20 protein-coding genes and 1 tRNA gene are annotated in these 21,664 nt (G+C 69.8%); 6 read left to right on the top strand and 15 right to left on the bottom strand.

Translation table 11 applies throughout. From position 1 onward, the window contains the following. Positions 1-91: 91 nt before the first annotated feature. Complete coding sequence (locus ACZ45E_RS08685; RefSeq protein ID WP_468218225.1) at positions 92-430, bottom strand: DUF6415 family natural product biosynthesis protein; 339 nt, start codon at positions 428-430, stop codon at positions 92-94. Positions 431-644: 214 nt separating this feature from the next. Between ACZ45E_RS08685 and ACZ45E_RS08680 the strand changes: the two genes are divergently transcribed. From ACZ45E_RS08680 to ACZ45E_RS08670, 3 genes are read left to right on the top strand one after another with little or no spacing between them, the layout of a single operon-like run. Continuing rightward, the gene (locus ACZ45E_RS08680; protein WP_468218222.1) at positions 645-908 is read left to right on the top strand and encodes a hypothetical protein; all 264 of its coding nucleotides are present in this window, start codon (positions 645-647) and stop codon (positions 906-908) included. Continuing rightward, entirely contained in the window at positions 877-1,407 is a 531-nt protein-coding gene (locus ACZ45E_RS08675) for a DUF6879 family protein (RefSeq protein ID WP_468218221.1), read from the top strand. Before ACZ45E_RS08680 ends, ACZ45E_RS08675 begins: the two co-directional genes overlap by 32 nt. A 23-nt stretch (positions 1,408-1,430) precedes the next feature. Further along, positions 1,431-2,297 carry a helix-turn-helix domain-containing protein gene (locus ACZ45E_RS08670; protein ID WP_468218219.1) on the top strand — a complete coding sequence of 289 codons (867 nt, stop codon included), beginning with the start codon at positions 1,431-1,433 and terminating at the stop codon, positions 2,295-2,297. Between the two features lie 138 nt (positions 2,298-2,435). On the opposite strand, the gene ACZ45E_RS08665 is transcribed toward ACZ45E_RS08670, so the two are convergent. From ACZ45E_RS08665 to ACZ45E_RS08650, 4 genes are all read right to left on the bottom strand, one after another. Then, positions 2,436-2,508 (bottom strand) — tRNA-His (locus tag ACZ45E_RS08665). Between the two features lie 112 nt (positions 2,509-2,620). Then, positions 2,621-3,223 carry an oligoribonuclease gene (gene orn / locus ACZ45E_RS08660; RefSeq protein ID WP_468218217.1) on the bottom strand — a complete coding sequence of 201 codons (603 nt, stop codon included), beginning with the start codon at positions 3,221-3,223 and terminating at the stop codon, positions 2,621-2,623. 73 nt (positions 3,224-3,296) lie between these two features. Beyond that, positions 3,297-4,583, bottom strand: a complete 1,287-nt coding sequence (locus ACZ45E_RS08655) for a helix-turn-helix domain-containing protein (protein WP_468218215.1) — start codon at positions 4,581-4,583, stop codon at positions 3,297-3,299. A 399-nt stretch (positions 4,584-4,982) separates the two neighbouring features. Beyond that, on the bottom strand, positions 4,983-5,396 hold the full coding sequence (locus tag ACZ45E_RS08650) for a hypothetical protein (RefSeq protein ID WP_468218213.1): 414 nt from the start codon (positions 5,394-5,396) through the stop codon (positions 4,983-4,985). Positions 5,397-5,740: 344 nt separating this feature from the next. On the opposite strand from ACZ45E_RS08650, the gene ACZ45E_RS08645 reads away from it, so the two are divergent. Then, positions 5,741-6,265: a universal stress protein gene (locus ACZ45E_RS08645; protein WP_468218210.1), complete on the top strand. Its 525-nt coding sequence runs from the start codon at positions 5,741-5,743 to the stop codon at positions 6,263-6,265. Between the two features lie 206 nt (positions 6,266-6,471). Here the strand turns inward: ACZ45E_RS08645 and glmS are convergent, their stop codons facing one another. Both glmS and ACZ45E_RS08635 read right to left on the bottom strand, forming a co-directional pair. After that, positions 6,472-8,289, bottom strand: coding sequence for a glutamine--fructose-6-phosphate transaminase (isomerizing) (glmS, locus tag ACZ45E_RS08640; RefSeq protein WP_468218208.1), 1,818 nt, complete (start codon positions 8,287-8,289; stop codon positions 6,472-6,474). 33 nt (positions 8,290-8,322) lie between these two features. Continuing rightward, positions 8,323-8,580, bottom strand: a complete 258-nt coding sequence (locus ACZ45E_RS08635; protein WP_468218207.1) for a hypothetical protein — start codon at positions 8,578-8,580, stop codon at positions 8,323-8,325. Positions 8,581-8,776: 196 nt separating this feature from the next. Between ACZ45E_RS08635 and ACZ45E_RS08630 the strand changes: the two genes are divergently transcribed. Then, a complete protein-coding gene (locus ACZ45E_RS08630; RefSeq protein WP_468218204.1) occupies positions 8,777-10,369 on the top strand; it encodes a purple acid phosphatase family protein in 1,593 nt (530 codons plus the stop codon). Positions 10,370-10,475: 106 nt separating this feature from the next. On the opposite strand, the gene ACZ45E_RS08625 is transcribed toward ACZ45E_RS08630, so the two are convergent. Next, entirely contained in the window at positions 10,476-11,363 is an 888-nt protein-coding gene (locus tag ACZ45E_RS08625; RefSeq protein ID WP_468218201.1) for a DUF4429 domain-containing protein, read from the bottom strand. A 138-nt stretch (positions 11,364-11,501) separates the two neighbouring features. Between ACZ45E_RS08625 and ACZ45E_RS08620 the strand changes: the two genes are divergently transcribed. Continuing rightward, positions 11,502-13,172, top strand: coding sequence for a beta-N-acetylhexosaminidase (locus tag ACZ45E_RS08620; protein ID WP_468218199.1), 1,671 nt, complete (start codon positions 11,502-11,504; stop codon positions 13,170-13,172). A gap of 74 nt (positions 13,173-13,246) precedes the next feature. Here the strand turns inward: ACZ45E_RS08620 and ACZ45E_RS08615 are convergent, their stop codons facing one another. The 7 genes from ACZ45E_RS08615 to ACZ45E_RS08585 form a co-directional block, all read right to left on the bottom strand. After that, a complete protein-coding gene (locus ACZ45E_RS08615; RefSeq protein WP_468218196.1) occupies positions 13,247-15,019 on the bottom strand; it encodes an IucA/IucC family protein in 1,773 nt (590 codons plus the stop codon). Then, positions 15,016-15,558, bottom strand: coding sequence for a GNAT family N-acetyltransferase (locus tag ACZ45E_RS08610; RefSeq protein ID WP_468218194.1), 543 nt, complete (start codon positions 15,556-15,558; stop codon positions 15,016-15,018). Before ACZ45E_RS08610 ends, ACZ45E_RS08615 begins: the two co-directional genes overlap by 4 nt. Next, on the bottom strand, positions 15,555-16,835 hold the full coding sequence (locus ACZ45E_RS08605; protein ID WP_468218191.1) for a lysine N(6)-hydroxylase/L-ornithine N(5)-oxygenase family protein: 1,281 nt from the start codon (positions 16,833-16,835) through the stop codon (positions 15,555-15,557). Before ACZ45E_RS08605 ends, ACZ45E_RS08610 begins: the two co-directional genes overlap by 4 nt. Then, positions 16,819-18,285 (bottom strand): lysine decarboxylase DesA, encoded by a 1,467-nt coding sequence (gene desA, locus ACZ45E_RS08600; protein ID WP_468218189.1) that lies wholly within the window; start codon positions 18,283-18,285, stop codon positions 16,819-16,821. The genes ACZ45E_RS08605 and desA overlap by 17 nt, the downstream gene beginning before the upstream one ends. Before the next feature lie 156 nt (positions 18,286-18,441). Next, positions 18,442-19,320 carry a siderophore-interacting protein gene (locus ACZ45E_RS08595; protein ID WP_468218187.1) on the bottom strand — a complete coding sequence of 293 codons (879 nt, stop codon included), beginning with the start codon at positions 19,318-19,320 and terminating at the stop codon, positions 18,442-18,444. Positions 19,321-19,324: 4 nt separating this feature from the next. Next, on the bottom strand, positions 19,325-20,371 hold the full coding sequence (locus ACZ45E_RS08590) for an ABC transporter substrate-binding protein (RefSeq protein WP_468218184.1): 1,047 nt from the start codon (positions 20,369-20,371) through the stop codon (positions 19,325-19,327). 134 nt (positions 20,372-20,505) lie between these two features. Then, positions 20,506-21,660, bottom strand: a complete 1,155-nt coding sequence (locus ACZ45E_RS08585; RefSeq protein WP_468218182.1) for an acyl-CoA dehydrogenase family protein — start codon at positions 21,658-21,660, stop codon at positions 20,506-20,508. Between the last annotated feature and the right edge of the window lie 4 nt (positions 21,661-21,664).

Genomic DNA, 21,664 nt, shown 5'->3' with positions numbered 1-21,664 from the left:
CGTCGGTGAGTTCATGTCGTCGCACCATACGAAGCCACTTCCCACCCGACCAAAAGATCCACCCAGCACACCAAGAGCCATCAGAAACGGCCTAGCCGTCGGCGAAGTCGTCGAGGGCGCGCACCACCCGGGCCAGCGCGGTCAGCCGGAGACAAGCGGCGAGTGAGCTCGGGCTGAGCCCTTGTGTGAGCTCGTCGCGCGCATCGGCGAGCGTCTTGTCGCGGGAGTACCAGGCGCGGGTGCCGCGGTTGATGCGGTCGGCCTGGGCTTGGACGAGAGGGATGAGCCGGCGGATCTCCGCACGGAGCGCGACGTCGAGCTGACTGCGCCGTTCCGGAACGGGCCGTATCTGCGGGGACGCGAACGCTTCATCGAGCAGCTGACGCAGTCTGTCGCGCTCGGTCGCAGTGGGTGTGTGGACGGTGGGCATGGCGCCTCCGCAGGGCTTGGCCGCCCAACCGGGCGGTGGTCGTGGCCGCGTGCTTCGACGCTAGGGCGCAGAGTTGCGCTCAAGCCAGGCTGTTGCAGATCGTTGCAGTACAGGCCCCCTACGTGTGGGAATGGAGTGTTCGCGGCCTTGACCCGGCTCCCCGGCAGGCTGACGTTGGTGCAACGAACTGCAACGACGAGCAGGGGAGTTCGCCATGGAGCTACGTTTCATCGGGATCGACCCCAACACCGGGGATGACGAAAGCCCCACGGTGTGGGTTGACCAGGAGAGGGCGGAGATCATCATTCAGGGGTGGAAGCCAGGCGCGGAACTGGAAGCCGCCTGCTCTGCGTTCACGGTTCCTGGCCACGCCGTAGGGATCCCCGACCATGAGGGGGTCGTGCGCATCCCTGCCCGCATGGCCGCGATGTTGAGGGAGGCGTGCGATGTCGTCGAGCAGCGTCCCGCCGTTTCCTGAACTCCTCGCCAGAGCAACGGCTTCCGCTGTCCATCTGGAGATGCGCGACAGCTACGCAGTGGACAAGGAGAAGGGCCCGTTCGCCGAGTGGAAGAACGGTTTCCGGCACGACCCGCAGGACCGTGCATCGTGGTGGCGGCCGTGGCTCGGCCTGATCCAGGAGGCGGTAGGCCGCGGCGTCGTTGTGCGCCGGGCCCGCATCGTGTCGGAGCCGGTCAGCGAGTACATCCGATACGAGCACTCCGGTACCTTCACCAACATCGCTGCCGGGGAACAAGTCCGATGGCTCCCCCGGCGGCGGGCCTCCGATCTCACGCTGCCTGGCAACGACTTCTGGCTCCTCGATGGAAAGGTCGTCCGGTGGAACCACTTCACCGGGGATGGTGGCTCGGCGGGCCAGGAGATCAGTACGGATCCAGCGGCGGCGAAGCTCTGTGCGGAGGCGTTCGAGGCTGTGTGGGAACGCGCCATCCCGCACGACCGATACGAGATTCGCTGAACCTCTGAGTCCGAGCAGGAGACATGCCACAGTCCCCGTCGTCATCCGCGCAGGCCGCCCGAGAGGCGGTCGCCACGAAGCTGCGCGACCTGCGCAGGACGGCGGGGCTGACGGTCGCCGCCCTTGGCGAGCTCTGCGGATGGAGCGGCGGGAAGACATCTCGCATCGAGAACGCAGTCACTGCTCCCTCCATCCGGGACATACGTCTTTGGTGTGAAGCGACCGGCGCGGTACAGCAGGTCGAGGACCTGGTCACCATGTCGCTCAACGCCGAGTCGATGTACACGGAGTGGCGGCAGCGATCCCGCGCCGGCCTCGCAGAGCAGCAGATCGCGGTCGGGCGGTTGTTCTCCGAGACCCGCCTCTTTCGCGTGTACTCGGCAACGCTTGTCCCGGGCCTGTTGCAGACCGTCGGCTATGCGGCCGGCATCCTGCGCATCGTCGCCGAGATGCGGGACCTGGAGATCGACGACAGCCCGGAGGCCGCGCGGGCCCGCATCGAGAGGTCGAAGATCCTCCATGAGCAGGGCCGCCGGTTCATCTTCGTGATGGAGGAGGCCGCGCTTCACTACCAGCTAGGAGACGCTGAGGCGATGGCCGCGCAACTCGGCCATCTCCTCACCGCCGGGGCCGCGCCGGGTGTCTCGCTCGGCATCATTCCGTCGGTAACCCTTGAGCGGTGCCAGTGGCCGCGGGAGACGTTCCACGTGTACGACGACCGGCTGGTGTCGGTGGAGCTGGTCACTGCCCGGGTGAGGATCAAGCAGCAGTCGGAGATCGATCAGTACGTCCGGACCTTCGAGCAGCTGCGCAGCATGGCGGTGTACGGGGCCGACGCCCGCGCGCTCATCACCCGGGCCATCGAGGCACTCGACCGCACCGAGGCATGACGAAACAGCCCCCACCAGCCGAGGGCCGCCGGCACATCAGAAGGCTATTTCGGGGCCCTGTGTGGCCATGGTTCGACCAAAAGGTTGGGCACGACAAAGGCCCGACCCGCTTTCGCAGGTCGGGCCTTGATCATTCAGGGTGAGTGACGGGACTTGAACCCGCGGCCACCTGGACCACAACCAGGTGCTCTACCAACTGAGCTACACCCACCATGTCCGGTCTTTTGTCGTTCTTCCGACCGGCCGAGAAAAAGTGTACAGGGTCCGAAGGGGTGCTCGCGCACCCCTTTTCCCGGACCCCGTACGGGCGGACCTGCGGGGGGCTACTCCGCAGGCAGGACGTACTTCGCCGCGATGGTCCTCGCGGTGTCGGAGTCGGGTCCGGGCTGCGGGACGAAGACCGCTTCGCGGTAGTAGCGCAGCTCGGCGATGGACTCGCGGATGTCGGCGAGCGCCCGGTGGTTGCCGTTCTTCTCCGGACTGTTGAAGTACGCCCTCGGGTACCAGCGCCTGGCCAGTTCCTTGACCGAGGACACATCGACGATCCGGTAGTGGAGGTATCCCTCCAGCGTCGCCATGTCACGCAGCAGGAATCCGCGGTCGGTACCGACCGAGTTCCCGCACAGCGGGGCCTTGCCCGCATCCTTGACGTGCTCACGTACGTAGGAGAGAACCTGCTCCTCGGCGTCGGCCAGCGTCGTACCGCCCGCCAGCTCGTCGAGGAGGCCCGAGGCGGTGTGCATGTTCCGCACCACCTCGGGCATTGTCTCCAGGGCCTCGTCCGGCGGGCGGATCACGATGTCCACACCGTCGCCGAGTACGTTCAGCTCCGAATCGGTGACCAGTGCGGCCACCTCGATGAGCGCGTCGTTCGCCAGCGAGAGTCCGGTCATCTCGCAGTCGATCCACACCATGCGATCGTTCATGCGCCCAACCCTACGGGTCGGACCTTCCCGCTGGCAGACGACGGTCGTCGACTCCTGTTCCGGTCGGCCCGCGCTACGGTGCCGTGCGCGGCCCGGGCAGGCTCGCCCGGCCCGGCGCGAACGCGTCGGACGCGTGTTTGCCGCCCTCCGTGTGGCCCGGGTGCCCCGTATGGCCCGCCGCGCCCGTCGGCATCGAGGCCGCCGGCGCTCCGAGCGAGTGCGCGGCGGCGGTCCGCCGGGACTGGGCGGGCACGGGCCCGGGGCCCGGGGTCTCGGGCCCCTGCAGCTGAGCGAGCTCCAGGGGCCTCTCCGCCTTCCCGGCGGCCCCGGAGTCACCCGCCTGCGGCCGGCGCGCACGGTAGGCGGCCCGGTACGCGGCCGGGGACGAGCCCAGCTGGCGCCGGAAGTGGCCGCGCAGCGCGACCGGCGAGCGGAAGCCGCAGCGTCCGGCGACCTCGTCGACCGAGTAGTCGGAGGTCTCCAGGAGCCGCTGCGCCTGGAGCACCCGCTGCGTGATCAGCCACTGCAGGGGCGCACTTCCGGTCAGCGAGCGAAAACGCCGGTCGAACGTGCGGCGGCTCATATAGGCGCGGGCGGCCAGCGTCTCCACGTCGAACTGCTCGTGGAGGTGCTCCAGGGCCCAGGCGACCACCTCGGCCAGCGGGTCCGCGCCGATCTCCTCAGGTAAAGACCTGTCGAGATAGCGCTCCTGGCCGCCGCTGCGGCGCGGCGGGACCACCAGGCGGCGGGCGAGCGCTCCGGCCGCCTCGTTCCCGTGGTCCGTGCGCACTATGTGCAGGCACAGATCGATACCGGCCGCGGTCCCGGCGCTCGTCAGTACGTCCCCGTCGTCCACGAAGAGCTCGCGCGGGTCCACATGGACCGACGGATAGCGCTTGGCGAGCGTCGGCGCGTACATCCAGTGCGTGGTGGCCGGCCGTCCGTCGAGGAGACCGGCCGCGGCGAGCACGAACGCGCCGGTGCACAGGCCGACGATGCGCGCACCCTCCTCGTGGGCGCGACGGATCGCGTCCAGCGCCTCCTCCGGTGGCGGCGAGGTGATCGACCGCCAGGCCGGCACGACGACCGTGCCCGCCCGCGAGATCGCCTCGAGCCCGTGCGGCGCGGTGAGTTCAAGTCCCCCTGTGGTCCGCAGCGGTCCCTCTTCACCGGCGCACACGAGCAACCGGTACCGGGGAACTCCCGCGTCCTGACGGTCGATTCCGAACACGGAGAGCGGAATGGAACTCTCGAAGATGGGTCCGCCGCTGAACAGCAGCACCGCGACGATCTCTCGTCGGCGGCGCCCCGCCAGCTTGCGAGCCGCCGCCTCCGGCGCGGTGGTGGAGTCGTGGCTCATCCTGCTAAGCCCCCCTCGGTGATCGCGGCTCCCTCAATACTTTGACGGGCTGTTCGCTCCTGCACGTTTCCCCTCGGTCCTGCACGAAGTCCCCCGCCGCCTACAGATCAGACAGTCATGATCGAATCTACTGTGTCCCGTGGTGCCGTCGTGACCAGTTAAGGACCTGGCACATTGTCGACATGGCAACGTGGCGTGAAGCAGTCGATCACGAAGCGTTGCACTCGCGGGCGTTGGTGGGAAGTACGCCTCAACTCAGTGGCCGGTCCCCGTAGGGTTCAGGCGGCCTCCGCGGTCCTTTCGGCCCTGGTGGAACGGGGGTTGGGGGAGCCTTCCGGCAAGGGATGCCCCCCGGACCGAAGTTGGCTGAAAATATACGGAGTGGCGCCTGGCTTCCGGTCACTCCACCGGCGCACCACGGTCCGCCCGGCGGGCGCCCCTGTGCGCCCCCGTTCCGTCCCGCCCGTGCCGGCCACGATGGCCGCAGCACTGTTCACTGTGCAACTGTGCCGCGCCACGTTCCGACTGGCGCAGGAGCACCCGGCAGGCGGCGGTGACCGCGGTGAGGCCCAGGGCGGCCCCGGCGGCGCCCGCCGCCGAGATGCCGTACCCGACGAGGACGAGCGGAACCAGGACGCAGCTGAAGGCCGCCCAGCGGACCACGTCGCCCGCGCCGTCCGTGCCCCGTGCGGGCGCGCCGGGAACCCCCTCCGCCGGGGTGTGCGGTCCGGGCGCCCGGGCGGGCGCCGGGACGCTCCGGCGGGTGGCGGCGGCGTGGTCGGCGGCGTGGTGCGCGGGGGTCGGTCCGGGCACGGAGTGCTCCCTGTGGGTTCGGTTCGGGAGTTCAACGCGCGGCCGCCGCCCCGGTCACTTGATCTGCCCCGGACAGCGGCCACAAGAGTGCGCAAACCGCCTGTACGGGGCAGCAACCATTGCCATACGGGCGGGGCCTCGTGCATGCTCCCCTGAACGCTGCGGAGCGGGACTCATCGGCAGGTGGCGGGCAGGCCTGACGGCAGGCCGGCGTCCGGGCGAAGGAGGAGTGTCGCCGTACCCTTGGGGGTATGGGGTTGGGAAGGTGATTCCCGGACACAGCTCCGCCGAGTCCGTTGTCGTCCCCTCATCCAGAGGCCCACGAGGTACACGCCGAGACACTCATGGCCGGTCACGAGATTCCCGAACCAGCGGACCGCAAGCGGTCGGTCGCCGATCCCACGGTGACCCCCTTGGCGGCGGAAGAGACACGTCACGCCTGTGACCCCGCGTTCCGGCACGGTGTCGTCGTCGGTTTCGACGGCTCGATGTCGAGTGAGCGCGCGCTGTCCTACGCGATCGGCATGGCCCATCGTTCGGGCTCCGGGCTGATCATCGTGCACGTGGCCAACCGGCTGCCCACCACCGTGTGGGCGGGCTGTGAGCCGCCGGTCTTCGTCGACGTGCCGGACCACCGCACCGAGGTGCTCGGCCTCGAACTCGCCTGTGCGGACTATCTCTCCGAGGTGCCCTGGATCCTCGTCGAGCGGGGCGGCGACATCTGCCACGAGCTGGAGGAGGTCGGGCGGGAGTACTCCGCGGACGCCATCGTGGTGGGGTCGACCCACGGGCTCGTCGGACGGATCTTCGGCTCGGTCGCAGGGCGGCTCGCGCGGCGGGCGCAGCGGCCCGTCATCGTCATCCCCTGAGGGCCCGCGCGATCCCGCGGAACAGATAAATCTACCCGCGCGTAGAGGTGGGTCGCACCCTTGTGCGGGGTACATACCGGTCGCTGGACCCAGTACGGCTTCGTGGGCCGGGGTAATGGGCGACCCCGGCCCTTCGAGAACGGGTCCCCGGGCGTCCGGTGGCACGCGTCGGGGGCCCGTTCGTTCGCGTCGGGCTCTGCCGGGGCCTACTCCACCGTGACCGACTTGGCCAGGTTGCGCGGCTTGTCGATGTCCCGACCGAGCGCCAACGCCGTGTGGTAGGCGAGGAGTTGGAGCGGGATGCCCATCAGGATCGGGTCGAGCTCGTCCTCGTTCTTCGGGACCAGGATGGTGTGGTCGGCCTTCTCCTGTTCCTGGTGGGCCACGGCCAGGATGCGGCCCGAGCGGGCCTTGATCTCCTCCAGGGCGGCGCGGTTCTTCTCCAGCAGGTCGTCGTCGGGGACGATCGCGACCGTGGGGAGGGCCGGCTCGATCAGGGCGAGCGGACCGTGCTTCAGCTCGGAGGCCGGGTAGGCCTCGGCGTGGATGTACGAGACCTCCTTGAGCTTCAGGGACGCCTCGCGGGCCACCGGGTAGCCCCGGACCCGGCCGATGAACATCATCGAGCGGGCGTCCGCGTACTCCTCGGCGACCTTCTTGATCTCCGCCTCCTGCTCCAGGATCGCGGTGATCTGGGCGGGCAGCTTGCGCAGGCCCTCGATGATCCGCTTGCCGTCGGCGACGGAGAGGTCGCGGATGCGGCCGAGGTGCAGGGCGAGCAGGGCGAAGGCCACCGTGGTGTTGGTGAAGCACTTCGTCGAGACAACGCAGACCTCGGGGCCCGCGTGGACGTAGACGCCCGCGTCGGACTCGCGGGCGATGGCCGAGCCGACCACGTTCACGACGCCGAAGACCCGGGCGCCCTTGCGCTTCAGCTCCTGGACCGCCGCGAGGACGTCGTAGGTCTCGCCGGACTGCGACACCGCGATGTACAGGGTGTCGGGGTCCACGACCGCGTTGCGGTAGCGGAACTCGGAGGCCGGCTCGGCGTCCGCGGGGATGCGGGCCAGCTCCTCGATCATCTGGGCGCCGATCAGGCCCGCGTGGTACGACGTGCCGCAGCCGAGGATCTTCACGCGGCGCACGGTGCGCGCCTCGCGGGCGTCCAGGTTCAGGCCGCCCAGGTGCACCGTGGAGAAGCGGTCGTCGATGCGGCCGCGCAGCACGCGGTCCACGGCGTCGGCCTGCTCGAAGATCTCCTTGTGCATGTACGTGTCGTGGCCGCCCATGTCGTAGGAGGCGGCCTCCCACTCGACGGTGGTCGGGGACGCCGTCGTGCGCGTGCCCTCCGTCGTGTACGTGCGGAAGTCGTCGGCCTTGAGCGTGGCCATCTCGCCGTCGTCGAGGGTGACGATCTGGCGGGTGTGGGAGACGAGGGCGGCGATGTCCGAGGCGACGAACATCTCCTTGTCGCCGATGCCGAGGACGACCGGCGAGCCGTTGCGGGCCACCACGATGCGGTCGGGGAAGTCTGCGTGCAGGACCGCGATGCCGTACGTGCCCTCGATGAGGCGGAGCGCCTCGCGGACCTTGTCCTCGAGATCCGTCGCCTGCGAGCGCGCGACGAGGTGGGTGAGGACCTCGGTGTCGGTCTCGGAGAGGAACTCGACGCCCTCGGCGGCCAGCTTCACGCGCAGCTCGGCGGCGTTGTCGATGATGCCGTTGTGGACGACGGCGACCTTGTTGTCGCCCGACATGTGCGGGTGCGCGTTCTCGTCCGAGGGGGCGCCGTGCGTGGCCCAGCGGGTGTGGGCGATGCCGGTGGTGCCCTTGAAGCGGGCCGGGACCTTGGCCTCCAGGTCGCGGACGCGGCCCTTGGCCTTGACCATTTTCAGGCCGGTGGCCCTGGGGCTGGTGATCACGACGCCCGCGGAGTCGTAGCCGCGGTACTCCAGGCGTTGCAGCCCTTCGAGGAGAAGAGGCGCGACGTCACGCTTGCCGATGTATCCGACAATTCCGCACATGAGTAAGGAGGGTCCCCTCTGGTGGTGGATCGGTCAGCCGTAGACGATGCGGCGCAGCTGTCTGAGAGTGAGCTCGGGCGGTGCCACCGCCCGGTACCGCAGCTCCGTCGTGAGCTGTTCGAAGATCGCCGCGTTCACCAGGCCCTGACCCTGGAGTTCGCGGTGGCGACGGCGGACGTACTCCTCCGTCGACTCGTCGAAGTAGGCGAGCACGTCCTGGATGACCCGCAGCGCCTCGCCCCTGGCCAGGGACGTGCTGCGGGTCAGATGATCGACCAGTTCCTCGTGCACCCGGACGATCCTGAAGGACGGCCGGAGCTTTCGCAAGAAATCTGCCCGATATCGGGCAAGGATTGCGGCAGTGGGGTGGAGAGGAGGATTCTTGGCGCGGATATGGGCAAGGCTTGAAGCGTGTTATGCCGCTTGTTCGGGCCACGTTCACCCGGCGTACCCGGCCGGGATGGGTGCCCACAGCAACTTTCAGACCATGGACATTCCACGTATGGGCGTACCCGACGAGCTGGCCGGCCGGAGCCTGGCCGAGCAACACGCGTACTTGCGCAGCAAGTTCTCCCGCCGCACCATGATGCGCGGCGGTGCCGTCACGCTCGGCGCGGTCGCGGGCGGCGTCTTCGTACCGGGGGCCGCGCACGCCGCGGCCCCGGCCCCGGCGTACACCGCCACCGCCACCGCGAGCGAGCACGTCGACGGCGCCCTCGTCGCCCCCTTCGGCCGGCACCTCTCGTACGGGAGCGACCCGCGCACCGAGATGACCGTCTCCTGGCAGGTGCCGGTCGCCGTGAAGAACCCGTACATCCGCATCGGCGCGCACGCCGGTGACCTGTCGCGGAAGATCCCGGCCGAGGTCCGCGCGCTGTACACGCCGGCGGGCGTCGGCACGAGCGCCGACCACACCCAGTACTACGTGCACGCCGAGCTGACCCACCTCAAGCCCGGCAAGACGTACTACTACGGCGTCGGCCACCAGGGCTTCGACCCCGCGGAGCCGCGCTTCGCCGGCACGATCGGCACCTTCACCACGGCGCCCGCGCGCTCCCAGCCCTTCACCTTCACCGCCTTCGGCGACCAGGGCGTCAGCTACCACGCCCTCGCCAACGACAGCCTCATCCTCGCCCAGGGCCCCTCCTTCCACCTGCACGCAGGCGACATCGCCTACGCGGACCCCTCCGGTTCGGGGCGGACCACGGACACGTTCGACGCGCGGACCTGGGACCAGTTCCTCGCGCAGACCGAGTCCGTCGCCAAGTCGGTGCCCTGGATGGTCAGTTACGGCAACCACGACATGGAAGCCTGGTACTCGCCGAACGGCTACGGCGGCCAGGAGGCCCGCTTCGCGCCGCCGCGCAACGGCCCGGACCCGAAGAACCTGCCGAGCGTGTACGCGTTCGTGCACGGCAACACCGCCGTCATCTCGCTCGACGCCAACGACGTGTCGTGGGAGATCCCGGCCAACCTCGGCATCTCCGGCTCCACCCAGACCAAGTGGTTCGAGGCGCAGCTGAAGAAGTACCGGGCGCACGGCTCGGGCATCGACTTCGTCGTCGTCTTCTTCCACCACTGCGCGTACTGCACCGCCACCGCGCACGCCTCGGAGGGGGGCGTGCGCAAGGAGTGGGTGCCGCTGTTCGAGAAGTACACCGTCGACCTGGTCATCAACGGCCACAACCACGTCTACGAGCGCTCCGACGTGCTCAAGGGCGAGAAGGTCACCAAGGAGCTGCCGATCGGCGGCACCGCGTACCCGGAGACGGACGGGGTCGTCTACGTGACGGCGGGCGCGGCGGGCAAGAGCCTCTACGCGTTCCCGGTCGCGGACACCTACCAGGGCCACGAGCAGGACGTCGACCCCTTCCAGTCGTACGTCGTCCAGCCCGACGGCAGCAAGAAGGCCGTGACGGTGGACTGGTCCCGGGTGCGGTACACCAACTACTCGTTCCTGCGGGTGGATGTGGAGCCGGCGCCGGTCGGCCGTACGGCCAGGCTTACGGTGCGGGGGATCGCGGAGACGGGTGAGGAGATCGACCGGTTCGTCGTCGCCCGCAAGGTCCAGCGCCGGTAGGGGCGCGGGGAACCGCGCGCCCAGCCTCCACCGGCGGTCGGACGGCCAAGGACACGGGGCTCCGCCCCGGACCCCGCTCCTCGATCGCCGGAGGGGCTTGAGTGGATCAGAGCCGCTTCAGGACCGCCTGCTTCGCGGTCGCGAACTCCTCGTCCGTCAGGACGCCCGCCTGATGCAGCTCCCCGAGCTCCCGCAGGCGCCGCAGCAGCGCGTCGTGGTCGTCCTCGGCGGGGACGGGCGCGGGCTCCGGCGTCCTCGGCGGTGACAGTTCCTTCGGGGCAGGCGCCGACTGGGCGCCGGGGTGCGGCAGCCGGGCCTGGACGGCCGCCGCGACCAGCGCCATCAGCGGGTCCCTCTTGAAGCCCCACAGCTCCACCGAGTTCGGGTCGTACTTCGGCGGCGCCTTCGTCGGGGACGAGCGGACGGTGAAGCGCAGGCAGCCGTTCTCCAGGCCCACGGCCGGCTGCCACTCCACCGCGGCGACGTCGGCGAGGGAGAGCAGCCGGGCCCCGGCCGACGCCTTGGAGTCCTCCGTCTTCCAGTTCCACTCCAGCCGTATGTGCTCCCCGTCGAAGCTCGCCGTGCCGTCCCCCGCGGAGACGGACAGCGGCACGGACGGGCCCGGCAGCACGTACGCCGTGCAGGCCGTCGACGGGACCTGTTCGAGCAGCAGCGCGTTGCGGACCTCGTCCACCAGGTACTCGGCGACCCCGTACCGGTCCGACTCGACGGTCAGCTGGTACGGGTCGGCGCCCTCCGTCAGCTTGCCGCCGGTCGCCTGGAGCAGCGGGTCGGCGCCGTCACGCAGCCGCAGCCGCAGGCGGCCCGACTTCCGGCCGTGCTCGAAGGAGACACCGGCCAACGCGCCCAGCGGCACGGTCAGTTCGCCCAGCGTCCTGCGGAGCAGACTCACACCCTTGTCGCGCCCCGGCACCAGCCGCAGCGTCTCCCCGTCGAACGTCCACGTGCCGTCGCGCTGGATGATTTCCGCCATGGGGCGATTCTGGCATCCGGCCCCCGGGAAGTGGTCTACACCTTGACCGGCCGAGGGGCGGACGGTACGGATGGTGACCGATCGGTCGCACCGCTCGTACAACGAACTCCGCCAACGACGCCGTCGAAGGGACCGTTCGTGAGGACGCACCACGGATCGCACCCCAGATCGCACCACGGATCGCCGCACCCCGGAGCGCCGCACAGCGCGCGTCGCAGGCCGGTGACGGCCCTGCTGGGCGCGCTGCTGCTCGTCGCCGCCGGAGCCGGTGCCCTCGGCGCCGCCCCGGCCACGGCCGCCGCGCCCGCCGCCGCCACCCCCCTCGGGCAGATCGTCCCCGCGCCCGCGAAAGCCACCGCGGAAGGCCCCGCGTACCGGATCACCGACAGGACCCGCATCCGGGTCGAGGGCGGTTCGCGGGACGCGCGCCGCGTCGGCGACTACCTCGCCGGCGTGCTGCGCCCCTCCACCGGTTACGAGCTGCCCGTCACCGACGGCCACGCCGGTGACGGCATCCGGCTCGCACTCGACAGGAAGGACAAGGCGCTCGGCGCCGAGGGGTACCGGCTGACGAGCACCGGCCGGTCCGTCACCATTGTCGCGCGGGAGGCCGCCGGACTCTTCCACGGCGTACAGACACTGCGCCAGCAGCTGCCCGCCCGGGTGGAGGCCGACAGCAGGCGGCCGGGGCCGTGGCTCGTCGCGGGCGGCACCATCGAGGACAGCCCGCGCTACGGCTGGCGCGGAGCCATGCTCGACGTCTCACGCCACTTCTTCACGGTCAAGCAAGTCAAGCGCTACATCGACGAGTTGGCCCTCTACAAGGTCAACAAGCTGCATCTGCACCTGAGCGACGACCAGGGGTGGCGCATCGCCATCGACTCCTGGCCGAAACTCGCGACCTACGGCGGCTCGACGCAGGTCGGCGGCGGCACGGGCGGCTTCTACACGAAGGCCCAGTACAAGGAGATCGTCCGGTACGCGTCCTCGCGGTACCTGGAGGTCGTGCCCGAGATCGACATGCCGAGCCACACGAACGCCGCCCTCGCCTCCTACGCCGACCTGAACTGCGACGGCATCGCACCGCCGCTCTACACCGGCACCGAGGTCGGCTTCAGTTCGCTCTGCGTCGGCAAGGACATCACGTACGACTTCGTCGACGACGTGGTGCGCGAACTCGCCGCCCTCACACCGGGCAGGTACCTGCACATCGGCGGCGACGAGGCGCACTCCACCAGCCACGAGGACTACGTCACCTTCATGGACAAGGTGCAGCCGATCGTCGCCAAGTACGGCAAGACCGTGGTGGGCTGGCACCAGCTGACCGCCGCGACACCCGCCGAGGGCGCGCTCGCGCAGTACTGGGGGACCGACGGCACCAGCGCCGCCGAGAAGGCGCAGGTCGCCGAGGCCGCCAGGAACGGCACCGGGCTCGTCATCTCGCCCGCCGACCGCACGTACCTCGACATGAAGTACACCAAGGACACACCCCTCGGCCTCTCGTGGGCGGGCTACGTGGAGGTACAGCGCTCCTACGACTGGGACCCGGCCACCTACCTCCCCGGCGCGCCCGCCGCGGCGGTGCGGGGCGTCGAGGCCCCGATGTGGTCGGAGACGCTGTCGACCTCCGCGCACCTCGACTACATGGCCTTCCCGCGGCTGCCCGGCGTCGCCGAGCTCGGCTGGTCGCCCGCGGCCACGCACGACTGGAACACGTACAAGGTGCGGCTCGCCGCGCAGGCGCCGCGCTGGGACGCGCTCGGCGTCGGCTACTACCGGTCGCCGCAAGTGCCGTGGCCCGCACGCTAGTTGCACAGTGAGTACAGGAAAGGGGCTCGGGAGGACCGTCTCCCGAGCCCCTTTCGGTCTCTGTTCCCGCGGTGCTACGCGATCGGGTTGTCCAGATCGCCGACCAGCTGGAGCGCACCCGACGGGTCCGCCAGGTCCACCATCTGCTCGTTGTTGCGCAGCTGGAGCCGGTTGAGGGCCGACAGGGCGAAGGTCGGGGCGAACATGTCGAACCGGTCGAACTTCTCCGCCAGGTGCGGCGCGGACTTCTGGTAGTCGCGCACGCAGTCGGCCACCGCCGCCCAGAACGTGGACTCGTCCAGGATGCCGTCCTCGACCAGGTTCGCCGCGAGGAAGCGGAAGAAGCAGTCGAAGACGTCCGTGAAGATCGACAGGAGCTTCATGTCGTCCGGCACCTGCGCCCGGATGCGGTCCACCTTCGGCGGCAGCACCGCCTCGGTGTCCATGACCGCGATCTCCTCGGCGATGTCCTTGAAGATCGCCCGCTGGACCGTGCCGCGCTCGTCCAGGACCAGGATGACGTTCTCACCGTGCGGCATGAACACCAGGTCGTAGGCGTAGAAGCTGTGCAGGAGCGGCGTCAGGTACGCCTTGAGGTACGGCTCCAGCCACTCGCGCGGCGTCAGGCCCGAGCGCTCGATCAGCGCCCCGGCGAAGGAGCGGCCCGCGCGGTCCACGTGCAGCAGCGACGCCATCGTGGCCAGGCGCTCGCCCTCACCGAGCGACGGGACCGGCGACTCGCGCCACAGGGCCGCCAGCATCTTGCGGTACGGCGAGTAGCGGTCCGTCGCCGCCTCGTACTCCAGGTGCCGGTAGCCGACGGCCGCGCGCTCGCGGATGATCGTCAGGCCCGTGCCCCGCAGCACCTCGTCGTTCTCGATGAGCCCGGCCAGCCAGTCGTTGATCGCCGGCGTCGCCTCCATGTACGCCGCCGAGAGGCCGCGCATGAAGCCCATGTTGATGACCGACAACGCCGTCTTCACGTAATGCTTCGACGGGGAAGTCGAGTTGAAGAACGTACGGATCGACTGCTGCGCCAGGTACTCGTCGTCGCCCTCGCCCAGGCAGACCAGGTGGCGCTGGGCGACCTCGGCGGCGAAGGTGACGGACAGCTTGTTCCACCACTGCCACGGGTGGACCGGGATGAGCAGGTAGCCGGCCGGGTCGAGGCCCTGGTCGCGCAGGGTCGCATCGAACCGGGCGAGGGTCTCCGCACCCAGCTCGGCGCGGAGCAGCGACTCGTAGTCGACGCCGACACCGGCCGTGAACGCGGCCCGCTCGCGCGTCGCCGCCAGCCAGATCAGGCGTACGGGGCTCGCGGTCTCGGGGGCGTACGAGAGGTACTCGTGGATGCCGAAGCCGAGCCGCCCGTTGTTCGCGACGAAGCACGGGTGGCCCTCGGTCATGCCCGTCTCGATGTCCTGGAAGGAGCCGGACGCGGCGAGCTCGGCGGAGGTGACGTCCGGCTTCGTCAGCTTGAAGCAGGTGCCCGAGAGGGTGGAGGAGATCTCCTCAAGGTAGACCGGCAGGATCGCGTCGCTCAGGCCGAGCGCGTCCTTCAGCTCGACGAAGAACTCCAGGGCGCTGAGGGGGAGTTCGACCCCGTCGCGGTGGCGGGTGATCGAGTCGGCGGGCACCTGCCAGTGGTCCAGGCGCAGTCGGCGGGCGCTGAACCGGTAGCGGGTGAGGCCGTCGTCGCTGCGGACGACGTACCGGCCGTCCTCCTGCGCCTCGGGCGTGAGCAGCCGCTCGTGGCTGAACTCGGCGAGGGCCTTGCGGATCAGGAGGCGGTTCGCCTCGGCCCAGCGCTCGGGGGAGAGGTGGGAGACGGTGTCGGCGAGGGTCATGCCCGGACCTCCTTGGCCTTCGCGGTGGCGGCTTCGAACTGTGCGCGGGTGCAGAAGCTGAGCAGCGCCCGCTTCTCCGGCTTGTCGATCTCCCGGTCGGGGACGAACCCGACGGCCTCGTTGAGCGCGTGCACCGCCTTGTTGCTCACGTCGGGCTCGACGACGACGCGCCGCACGGCCGGGTCGGCGAAGAGGTGCGCCATCACCGCGGTGATCACGGCACGGGTGAAGCCGTGCTCGGGGGTGTCGGTGGGGGCGACGAGGAAGTGCATGCCGATGTCGCCCGGCTCGGGCTCGTACAGGCCGACGAGCTCGACGTGGCGCGGGTCGTAGCGCTCCATCAGGAAGACGGGCACGCCGTCGCGCTCGCCGATGAAGGCGTCGTGGTGCTCGGCCGCGGCGATCCCTGCGTACTCCCGCTCGACGTCCGGCAGTGACGCCTCCCCCATCAGCCAGAAAGAGGCCTTGGGGTGGGTGACCCAGCCGTGGACGAGCTCGGCGTCCTTCAGCGGGTCGAGGGCGCGTATTGCAAAGGTCATACGGAGAACTCCTGGAACGCGATGGTCTTCTCGACGGGGTAGTACTCGGTGCCGAGCAGCTCGCCGATGATGTAGCTGTTGCGGTAGGCGCCCATGCCCAGGTCGGGGCTGGTGATCGAGTGCGTGTGCACCCCCGCGTTCTGCAGGAAGATGCCGCGCCCGGTCGTGTCGATCGTGTAGTTGCGGGCGACGTCGAAGCGGCCCCGGCCGTCGAGGCGGATACGGTCCTTGACGGGCTCCAGGAAGGCGGGCGCCCGGTACTTGTACCCGGTGGCCAGGATCAGGCCCTCGGTGCGCAGCTCGTACTCCTTGTCCTGCTCCTCCTGGTGCAGGCCGAGGGTGTACGTGCCGTTCTCGTAACCGGCGGTGCGCAGAGCGGAGTTGGTCAGCAGCCGCGTCGGGACCGGGCCGCCGAGCTTCTTCTGGTAGAGCAGGTCGAAGATGGCGTCGACGAGCTCGCCGTCGATCCCCTTGAACAGGCCCTTCTGCCGCTCCTCCAGCGAGTACCGGGTGGTCTCCGGCAGCGCGTGGAAGTAGTCGATGTAGTCCGGGGACGTCATCTCCAGCGTGAGCTTGGTGTATTCGAGGGGGAAGAAGCGCGGGGAGCGGGTGACCCAGTTGAGCTGGTAGCCGTGGACGTCGATCTCGGAGAGCAGGTCGTAGTAGATCTCGGCGGCGGACTGGCCGCTGCCGACCAGGGTGATCGACTTCTTCCGCTGGAGCTCCTGCTTGTGCTGCATGTAGCGGGAGTTGTGCAGGTGGTCGCCGGCGAGCCCCTGGACGGCCTCGGGGATGTTCGGCGGGGTGCCGGTGCCGAGGACCAGGTGAGGGGCGCGGTAGGTGGCGCCGTCCTCGGTGGTGGCGGTGTAGAGGCCGTCGCTCTCGTCGTAGGTGACCGCGGCGACGGTCGTATTGAAACGGATGGAGGAGAGCTTGGCGGCGGCCCAGCGGCAGTAGTCGTTGTACTCGACGCGCAGCGGGTAGAAGTTCTCGCGGATGTAGAACGAGTACAACCGCCCCGATTCCTTCAGGTAGTTGAGGAAGGAGTAGGGCGAGGTCGGGTCGGCGAGGGTCACCAGGTCCGACATGAACGGGGTCTGGAGGTGGGCGCCGTCGAGGAACATGCCCGAGTGCCACTCGAAGTCCGGCTTGGACTCCAGGAAGACACCGTTCAGTTCGGCTATCGGTTCGGTCAGGCAGGCGAGGCCGAGGTTGAACGGGCCGAGTCCGATCCCGATGAAGTCGTACGAGTCACGGGGTTCAGGAAGCGCGGTCAAGGGTGTCTCCCAGGTACTGCTCGGCGTGGCCGGCGATGAGGTCGAGGACGGCCGAGATGTCGGCGAGGGTCGTCTCGGGGTTGAGCAGGGTGAACTTCAAGTACTGGCGGTCGCCCACCTTGGTGCCCGCGACGACCGCGTCACCGGAGGCGAACAGGGCTTTGCGGGCGTAGAGGTTGGCGCGGTCGATCTCGGACGGGTCGGTGACCGCGGCCGGGATGTAGCGGTAGACCAGCGTGGACAGGCTCGGCTCCACGACGACGTCGAAGCGCGGGTCGGCGTCGAGCAGCTGCCAGCCCTCGTGCGCCAGGTCGCAGACCTCGTCGAAGAGGTTGCCGATGCCGTCGGCGCCCATCACGCGCAGCGTCATCCACAGCTTGAGCGCGTCGAAGCGGCGCGTGGTCTGGAGGGACTTGTCGACCTGGTTGGGGATGCGCTCGGCGACGGTGCGGCGCGGGTTGAGGTACTCCGCGTGGTACGTCGCGTGCCGCAGCGTGGCCCCGTCCCTGACCAGCAGGGCGCTCGAACTGACCGGCTGGAAGAAGGACTTGTGGTAGTCGACGGTGACGGAGTCGGCCCGCTCGATGCCGGTGAGCCGGTCGCGGTTCTTCGGCGATACGAGCAGGCCGCAGCCGTACGCGGCGTCGACGTGCATCCACGTGTCGTACTGGGCGCAGAGTTCGGCGATCTCGGGCAGCGGGTCGATGGAGCCGAAGTCGGTCGTGCCGGCGGTGGCGACGACGGCCATGGGGACGAGGCCGTCGGCGCGGCAGCGCTCCAGCTCGGCGGCGAGCGCCACGGTCTGCATGCGCTTCTCCCGGTCGACCGGGACGCAGACGACGGCGTCGGTGCCCAGGCCCAGCAGTTGCGCGGACTTCTTGACGCTGAAGTGGCTGACTTCGGAGGCGAAGATGCGGAACTTCGCGAGCGAGGCGGGCCCTTCCCAGCCTTCCTCCCCGGGCTTGGCCTCCTGGCGGGCGAGGAGCAGCGCCTGGAGGTTGGACTGGGAGCCGCCGGAGGTGAACACGCCGTCGGCGGCGGGCCCGAGGCCGATCCGCGCGGCGGTCCAGTCGATGAGCTTGCGCTCGATCAGTGTGCCGCCCGCGGACTGGTCCCAGGTGTCGAGCGAGGAGTTCACCGCGGAGAGGATGGCCTCGCCGAGCACCGCCGGGATGACGACCGGGCAGTTGAGGTGGGCCAGGTAGCGGGGGTGGTGGAAGTAGACGGCGTCGCGGAGGTAGACGTCCTCCAGCTCGTCGAGGACGGCGATCGTGTCGTGGAGCGGCTTGTCCAGGTCGACGGCGTCGACGGTGGGGGCGAGAGCGTCCGGGGTGACGCCCGTGAACGGCCGTGCGGTGGTGGCGAGTTTGGCCGCCACCCGCTCGATTCCCTCGGTCACGGAACTGCGGTAGAGCTCCGCGGTCGTGTCATTGAGCAGGTGCGAGCGCATGAACGGTTCCTCCGGGTGGGGATGAGGGTATTCCCGGGTGGGGCAGGAAAAAGGGCGAGGTCGCGAACTCGGTGATTAGGTTAGCCTAACCTAATTTGAGCCTGCGACCCCGCCCCGGACATGTGACTGATTTGCCCTGCGGTGGCTGGTTTGTGGCTACGCGGCCGCGGGCTGTTCCCGCAGCGCGTCCTCGCTCAGGCCGCGCCTCCAGTACCCGACGAACGTCACCGACCGCTTGTCGTAGCCGCGTTCGCGCACGAGATGGCGGCGCAGCTCCTTCATGGCGCCGCACTCACCCGACAGCCAGGCGTACGGGCGTGCCGCGTCCGGGAGCCGGGTGCTCCTGAGCGATTCGAGCGCCGAGGGGCCGCCCTCGTCGCGCACCACCCAGGTGACCGTGACATCGGCGGTCGTCATGATCGGCTGGATGTCCTCGCGGTGCGGCACCTCCAGCCAGACGTGCGCGGAGACGGACGCGGGCAGCCAGGCCAGTACGCCGAGCGCCGCGGGCAGGGCCGTCTCGTCGCCCCACATGAGGATGTGGTCGAAGTCGCGCGGCGGCCGGCAGCGCACGGCCGCGTTGTCCGCGACCGCCGGGCCGAGCACGGCCACCCGGTCGCCGGGGCGCGCCCGCTCCGCCCAGCGGCAGGCGGGCCCCGCGGCGGCCGGGTCGTCATTGTGCAGGACGAAGTCGATGTCGACCTCCTCGATGCCGCCGGCCCGCGCGCGGCGCTGACCGCTCAGCGTGTACGAGCGCATGATCGCGCGCTCGTGGGCCGGGATCGCCCGGTACGCCGCGTGCCAGGCGCGGCCGTCGTCACCCGGCTCGGCGGGCGGCAGAACGGGCGCGTCCTGGCCCGGGTGCGGCAGGAAGAGGGAGAGGGACTGGTCGCGGCCGCCGCCGTGGAAGCCGTCGAGGCCGTCTCCCGTGAAGGTGACCCGGAGCAGCGACGGGCCGAGCCGCCGGGTGCGCACCACTTGCAGATCGAAGAATCGGAAAGGGGTAACGGTGGGGGCTTCGGCCGTCACAGTCATGGGGTCAGGACACCTTCTTCGCCGTCTCGATGGCCTTCGCGAGGTTTTCCAGGAGCGGGGCGCACTTGTCGTAGGAGAGGATCGGCTCGGGGGAGCGCGGGATGACCTGGCCGGCCTTGACCGCGGGCAGCTGCTTCCACGTCGGCTCGTCGATGTCGGCCGGCTGGATGGTCTGGCTGCGGTCGTCCATCATGATGATGTCGGCCTTGTGCTTGTCGACGTTCTCCCAGCTCAGGTTCTCGAACCAGCCGCCGGACGCCTTCTTCGCGGCCTCCGTGGGCTCGACGAAGTTCACGCCGAGCGACTTGAAGTACTCCAGGTCGACGGAGAGGTTCGTGCCCGAGACGTAGAAGATGTCCTGGCTCGCGCTGCCGGCGAGGACCTTGATGTCGGGGTGGGCCTTGGCGGCCTTGCGCAGCCGGGCCGCCGCGTCCTCGAACCGCTTCTTCGCCGCGACGACCTTGTCGGCCTTCAGATCGGCGCCGAGCGCCCCGGCCAGCGCGTACATGCGCTCAAGCGGCTGGGTCAGCTGGCGGTCGAAGACGGAGACCGCGATGCTCGGGGCGAGCTTGGCGATCTTGTCCTTGGACTCCTCGGGGACGGACCAGAGGGTCCCCGCGTCGTCGAACGTCGTGGTGATCAGCACGTCCGGGGCGAGGCCCGCGTACTTCTCGATGTTGAACTGGCCCCAGGCGTTGCCGAGGACCGTCACCTTGGTGACGTCCATGTCGCCGGCCTGGACGTCCGGCTTGCCGCCCTTGACCGTCGTCGGGCCGAAGACGCCCTTGACCTGGACGCCGTAGTCGTAGAGGGCCGCGCCGACGCCGGTGAAGGCGACGATGTTCGCCGGGGCCTTGTCCAGCTTCACCGTGGTGCCGCGGTCGTCCTTGAACGAGAAGGGGCCCGACGCGGCCTTCTTCGTGGCGCCCGATCCGCTGTCTTTGGCGCCGTCGTCGTTGCCGCAGGCGGCGAGCGCGACACCGAGGCCGAGGGCGCCGCCGGCGGCGAGCACGCCGCGGCGGGTGGGGCGGGACAGTCGGGCGTTGGGCATGACGGGCTGCTTTCGGACGTGCCGGACCGGCGCGGGCTGGTTCACTGGAACTGAGGGAAGGTTAACCTAAGTTCCTGGCATGTCCAGAGGGCAGGGGCCCCTGGCCCGGGGGCGTCCGGGCCACGGCCGCCGGTTCAGGCGGTCACGCCCAGCTCCCGCGCGATCAGCATGCGCTGCACCTCGCTGGTCCCCTCCCCGATCTCCAGGATCTTGGAGTCCCGCCACATTCTGGCCACCGGGTACTCGTTCATGAAGCCGTACCCGCCGTGGATCTGCGTGGCCTCCCGCGCGTTGTCCACGGCCACCGTCGAGGAGTAGAGCTTGGCGATCGCCGCCTGCTTCTTGAACGGCTCCCCTGCGACCATCCGCGACGCCGCGTCGTACCAGCCGACGCGCGCCATGTGCGCCCGCAACTCCATGTCGGCGAGCTTGAACTGAATGGCCTGGTTCGCCCCGATCGGCTTGCCGAACGCGTGCCGCTCCCGCGCGTACTTCACGGACTCGTCCACACAGCCCTGGGCGAGCCCGGTGGCGAGCGCCGAGATCGCGACGCGGCCCTCGTCGAGGATGCGCAGGAACTGCGCGTACCCCCGGCCCTCCTCGCCCAGCAGGTTCGCCACCGGCACCCGGACGTCGGAGAACGACAGCTCCCGCGTGTCCGACGCGCTCCACCCGACCTTCGAGTACGGCGCCGCCACCGTGAAGCCCGGTGTCCCCGACGGCACGATGATCGCGGAGATCAGCGGCCGTCCGTCCGGCTTGCGGCCGGTGACGGCGGTGACCGTGACCAGGCCGGTGATGTCCGTACCGGAGTTGGTGATGAAGCACTTCGAGCCGTTGATCACCCAGTCGTCGCCGTCGCGCACGGCGGTCGTGCGGGTGCCGCCGGCGTCCGAGCCGCCGTCCGGCTCGGTGAGCCCGAACGCGCCGAGCACTTCGCCCGAGCACATCTTCGGCAGCCACCGCCGCTTCTGCTCCTCCGTGCCGAACAGGTGCAGCGGCATGGCGCCCAGCGAGACGCCCGCCTCCAGGGTGATCGCCACGGACGAGTCGACGCGGGCCAGCTCCTCCAGCGCGATGCCGAGCGCGAAGTAGTCCCCGCCCATCCCGCCGTACTCCTCGGGGAAGGGCAGGCCGAACAGGCCCATGCGGCCCATCTCGCGGACGATCTCGTACGGGAACTCGTGGCGCTCGTAGTAGTCGCCGATCTTCGGGGCGACGACGTCGTGGGCGAACGCCTCCACCGTGCGGCGGAGTTCTTCGAGCTCGGGGCTCAGACGGTGGTCCATCGTG

The organism is Streptomyces sp. NPDC030991 (assembly GCF_055571235.1).
This window is presented reverse-complemented; position numbering and strand designations above follow the sequence as displayed.

What these genes read in the sequence shown, in the direction of transcription:
- ACZ45E_RS08685 (WP_468218225.1), bottom strand. Translation starts at nt 430, where the DNA reads ATGCCCACCGTCCACACACCCACTGCGACCGAGCGCGACAGACTGCGT.
- ACZ45E_RS08680 (WP_468218222.1), top strand. Translation starts at nt 645, where the DNA reads ATGGAGCTACGTTTCATCGGGATCGACCCCAACACCGGGGATGACGAA.
- ACZ45E_RS08675 (WP_468218221.1), top strand. Translation starts at nt 877, where the DNA reads ATGTCGTCGAGCAGCGTCCCGCCGTTTCCTGAACTCCTCGCCAGAGCA.
- ACZ45E_RS08670 (WP_468218219.1), top strand. Translation starts at nt 1,431, where the DNA reads ATGCCACAGTCCCCGTCGTCATCCGCGCAGGCCGCCCGAGAGGCGGTC.
- orn (WP_468218217.1), bottom strand. Translation starts at nt 3,223, where the DNA reads ATGAACGATCGCATGGTGTGGATCGACTGCGAGATGACCGGACTCTCG.
- ACZ45E_RS08655 (WP_468218215.1), bottom strand. Translation starts at nt 4,583, where the DNA reads ATGAGCCACGACTCCACCACCGCGCCGGAGGCGGCGGCTCGCAAGCTG.
- ACZ45E_RS08645 (WP_468218210.1), top strand. Translation starts at nt 5,741, where the DNA reads ATGGCCGGTCACGAGATTCCCGAACCAGCGGACCGCAAGCGGTCGGTC.
- glmS (WP_468218208.1), bottom strand. Translation starts at nt 8,289, where the DNA reads ATGTGCGGAATTGTCGGATACATCGGCAAGCGTGACGTCGCGCCTCTT.
- ACZ45E_RS08630 (WP_468218204.1), top strand. Translation starts at nt 8,777, where the DNA reads ATGGACATTCCACGTATGGGCGTACCCGACGAGCTGGCCGGCCGGAGC.
- ACZ45E_RS08625 (WP_468218201.1), bottom strand. Translation starts at nt 11,363, where the DNA reads ATGGCGGAAATCATCCAGCGCGACGGCACGTGGACGTTCGACGGGGAG.
- ACZ45E_RS08615 (WP_468218196.1), bottom strand. Translation starts at nt 15,019, where the DNA reads ATGACCCTCGCCGACACCGTCTCCCACCTCTCCCCCGAGCGCTGGGCC.
- ACZ45E_RS08610 (WP_468218194.1), bottom strand. Translation starts at nt 15,558, where the DNA reads ATGACCTTTGCAATACGCGCCCTCGACCCGCTGAAGGACGCCGAGCTC.
- desA (WP_468218189.1), bottom strand. Translation starts at nt 18,285, where the DNA reads ATGCGCTCGCACCTGCTCAATGACACGACCGCGGAGCTCTACCGCAGT.
- ACZ45E_RS08595 (WP_468218187.1), bottom strand. Translation starts at nt 19,320, where the DNA reads ATGACTGTGACGGCCGAAGCCCCCACCGTTACCCCTTTCCGATTCTTC.
- ACZ45E_RS08590 (WP_468218184.1), bottom strand. Translation starts at nt 20,371, where the DNA reads ATGCCCAACGCCCGACTGTCCCGCCCCACCCGCCGCGGCGTGCTCGCC.
- ACZ45E_RS08585 (WP_468218182.1), bottom strand. Translation starts at nt 21,660, where the DNA reads ATGGACCACCGTCTGAGCCCCGAGCTCGAAGAACTCCGCCGCACGGTG.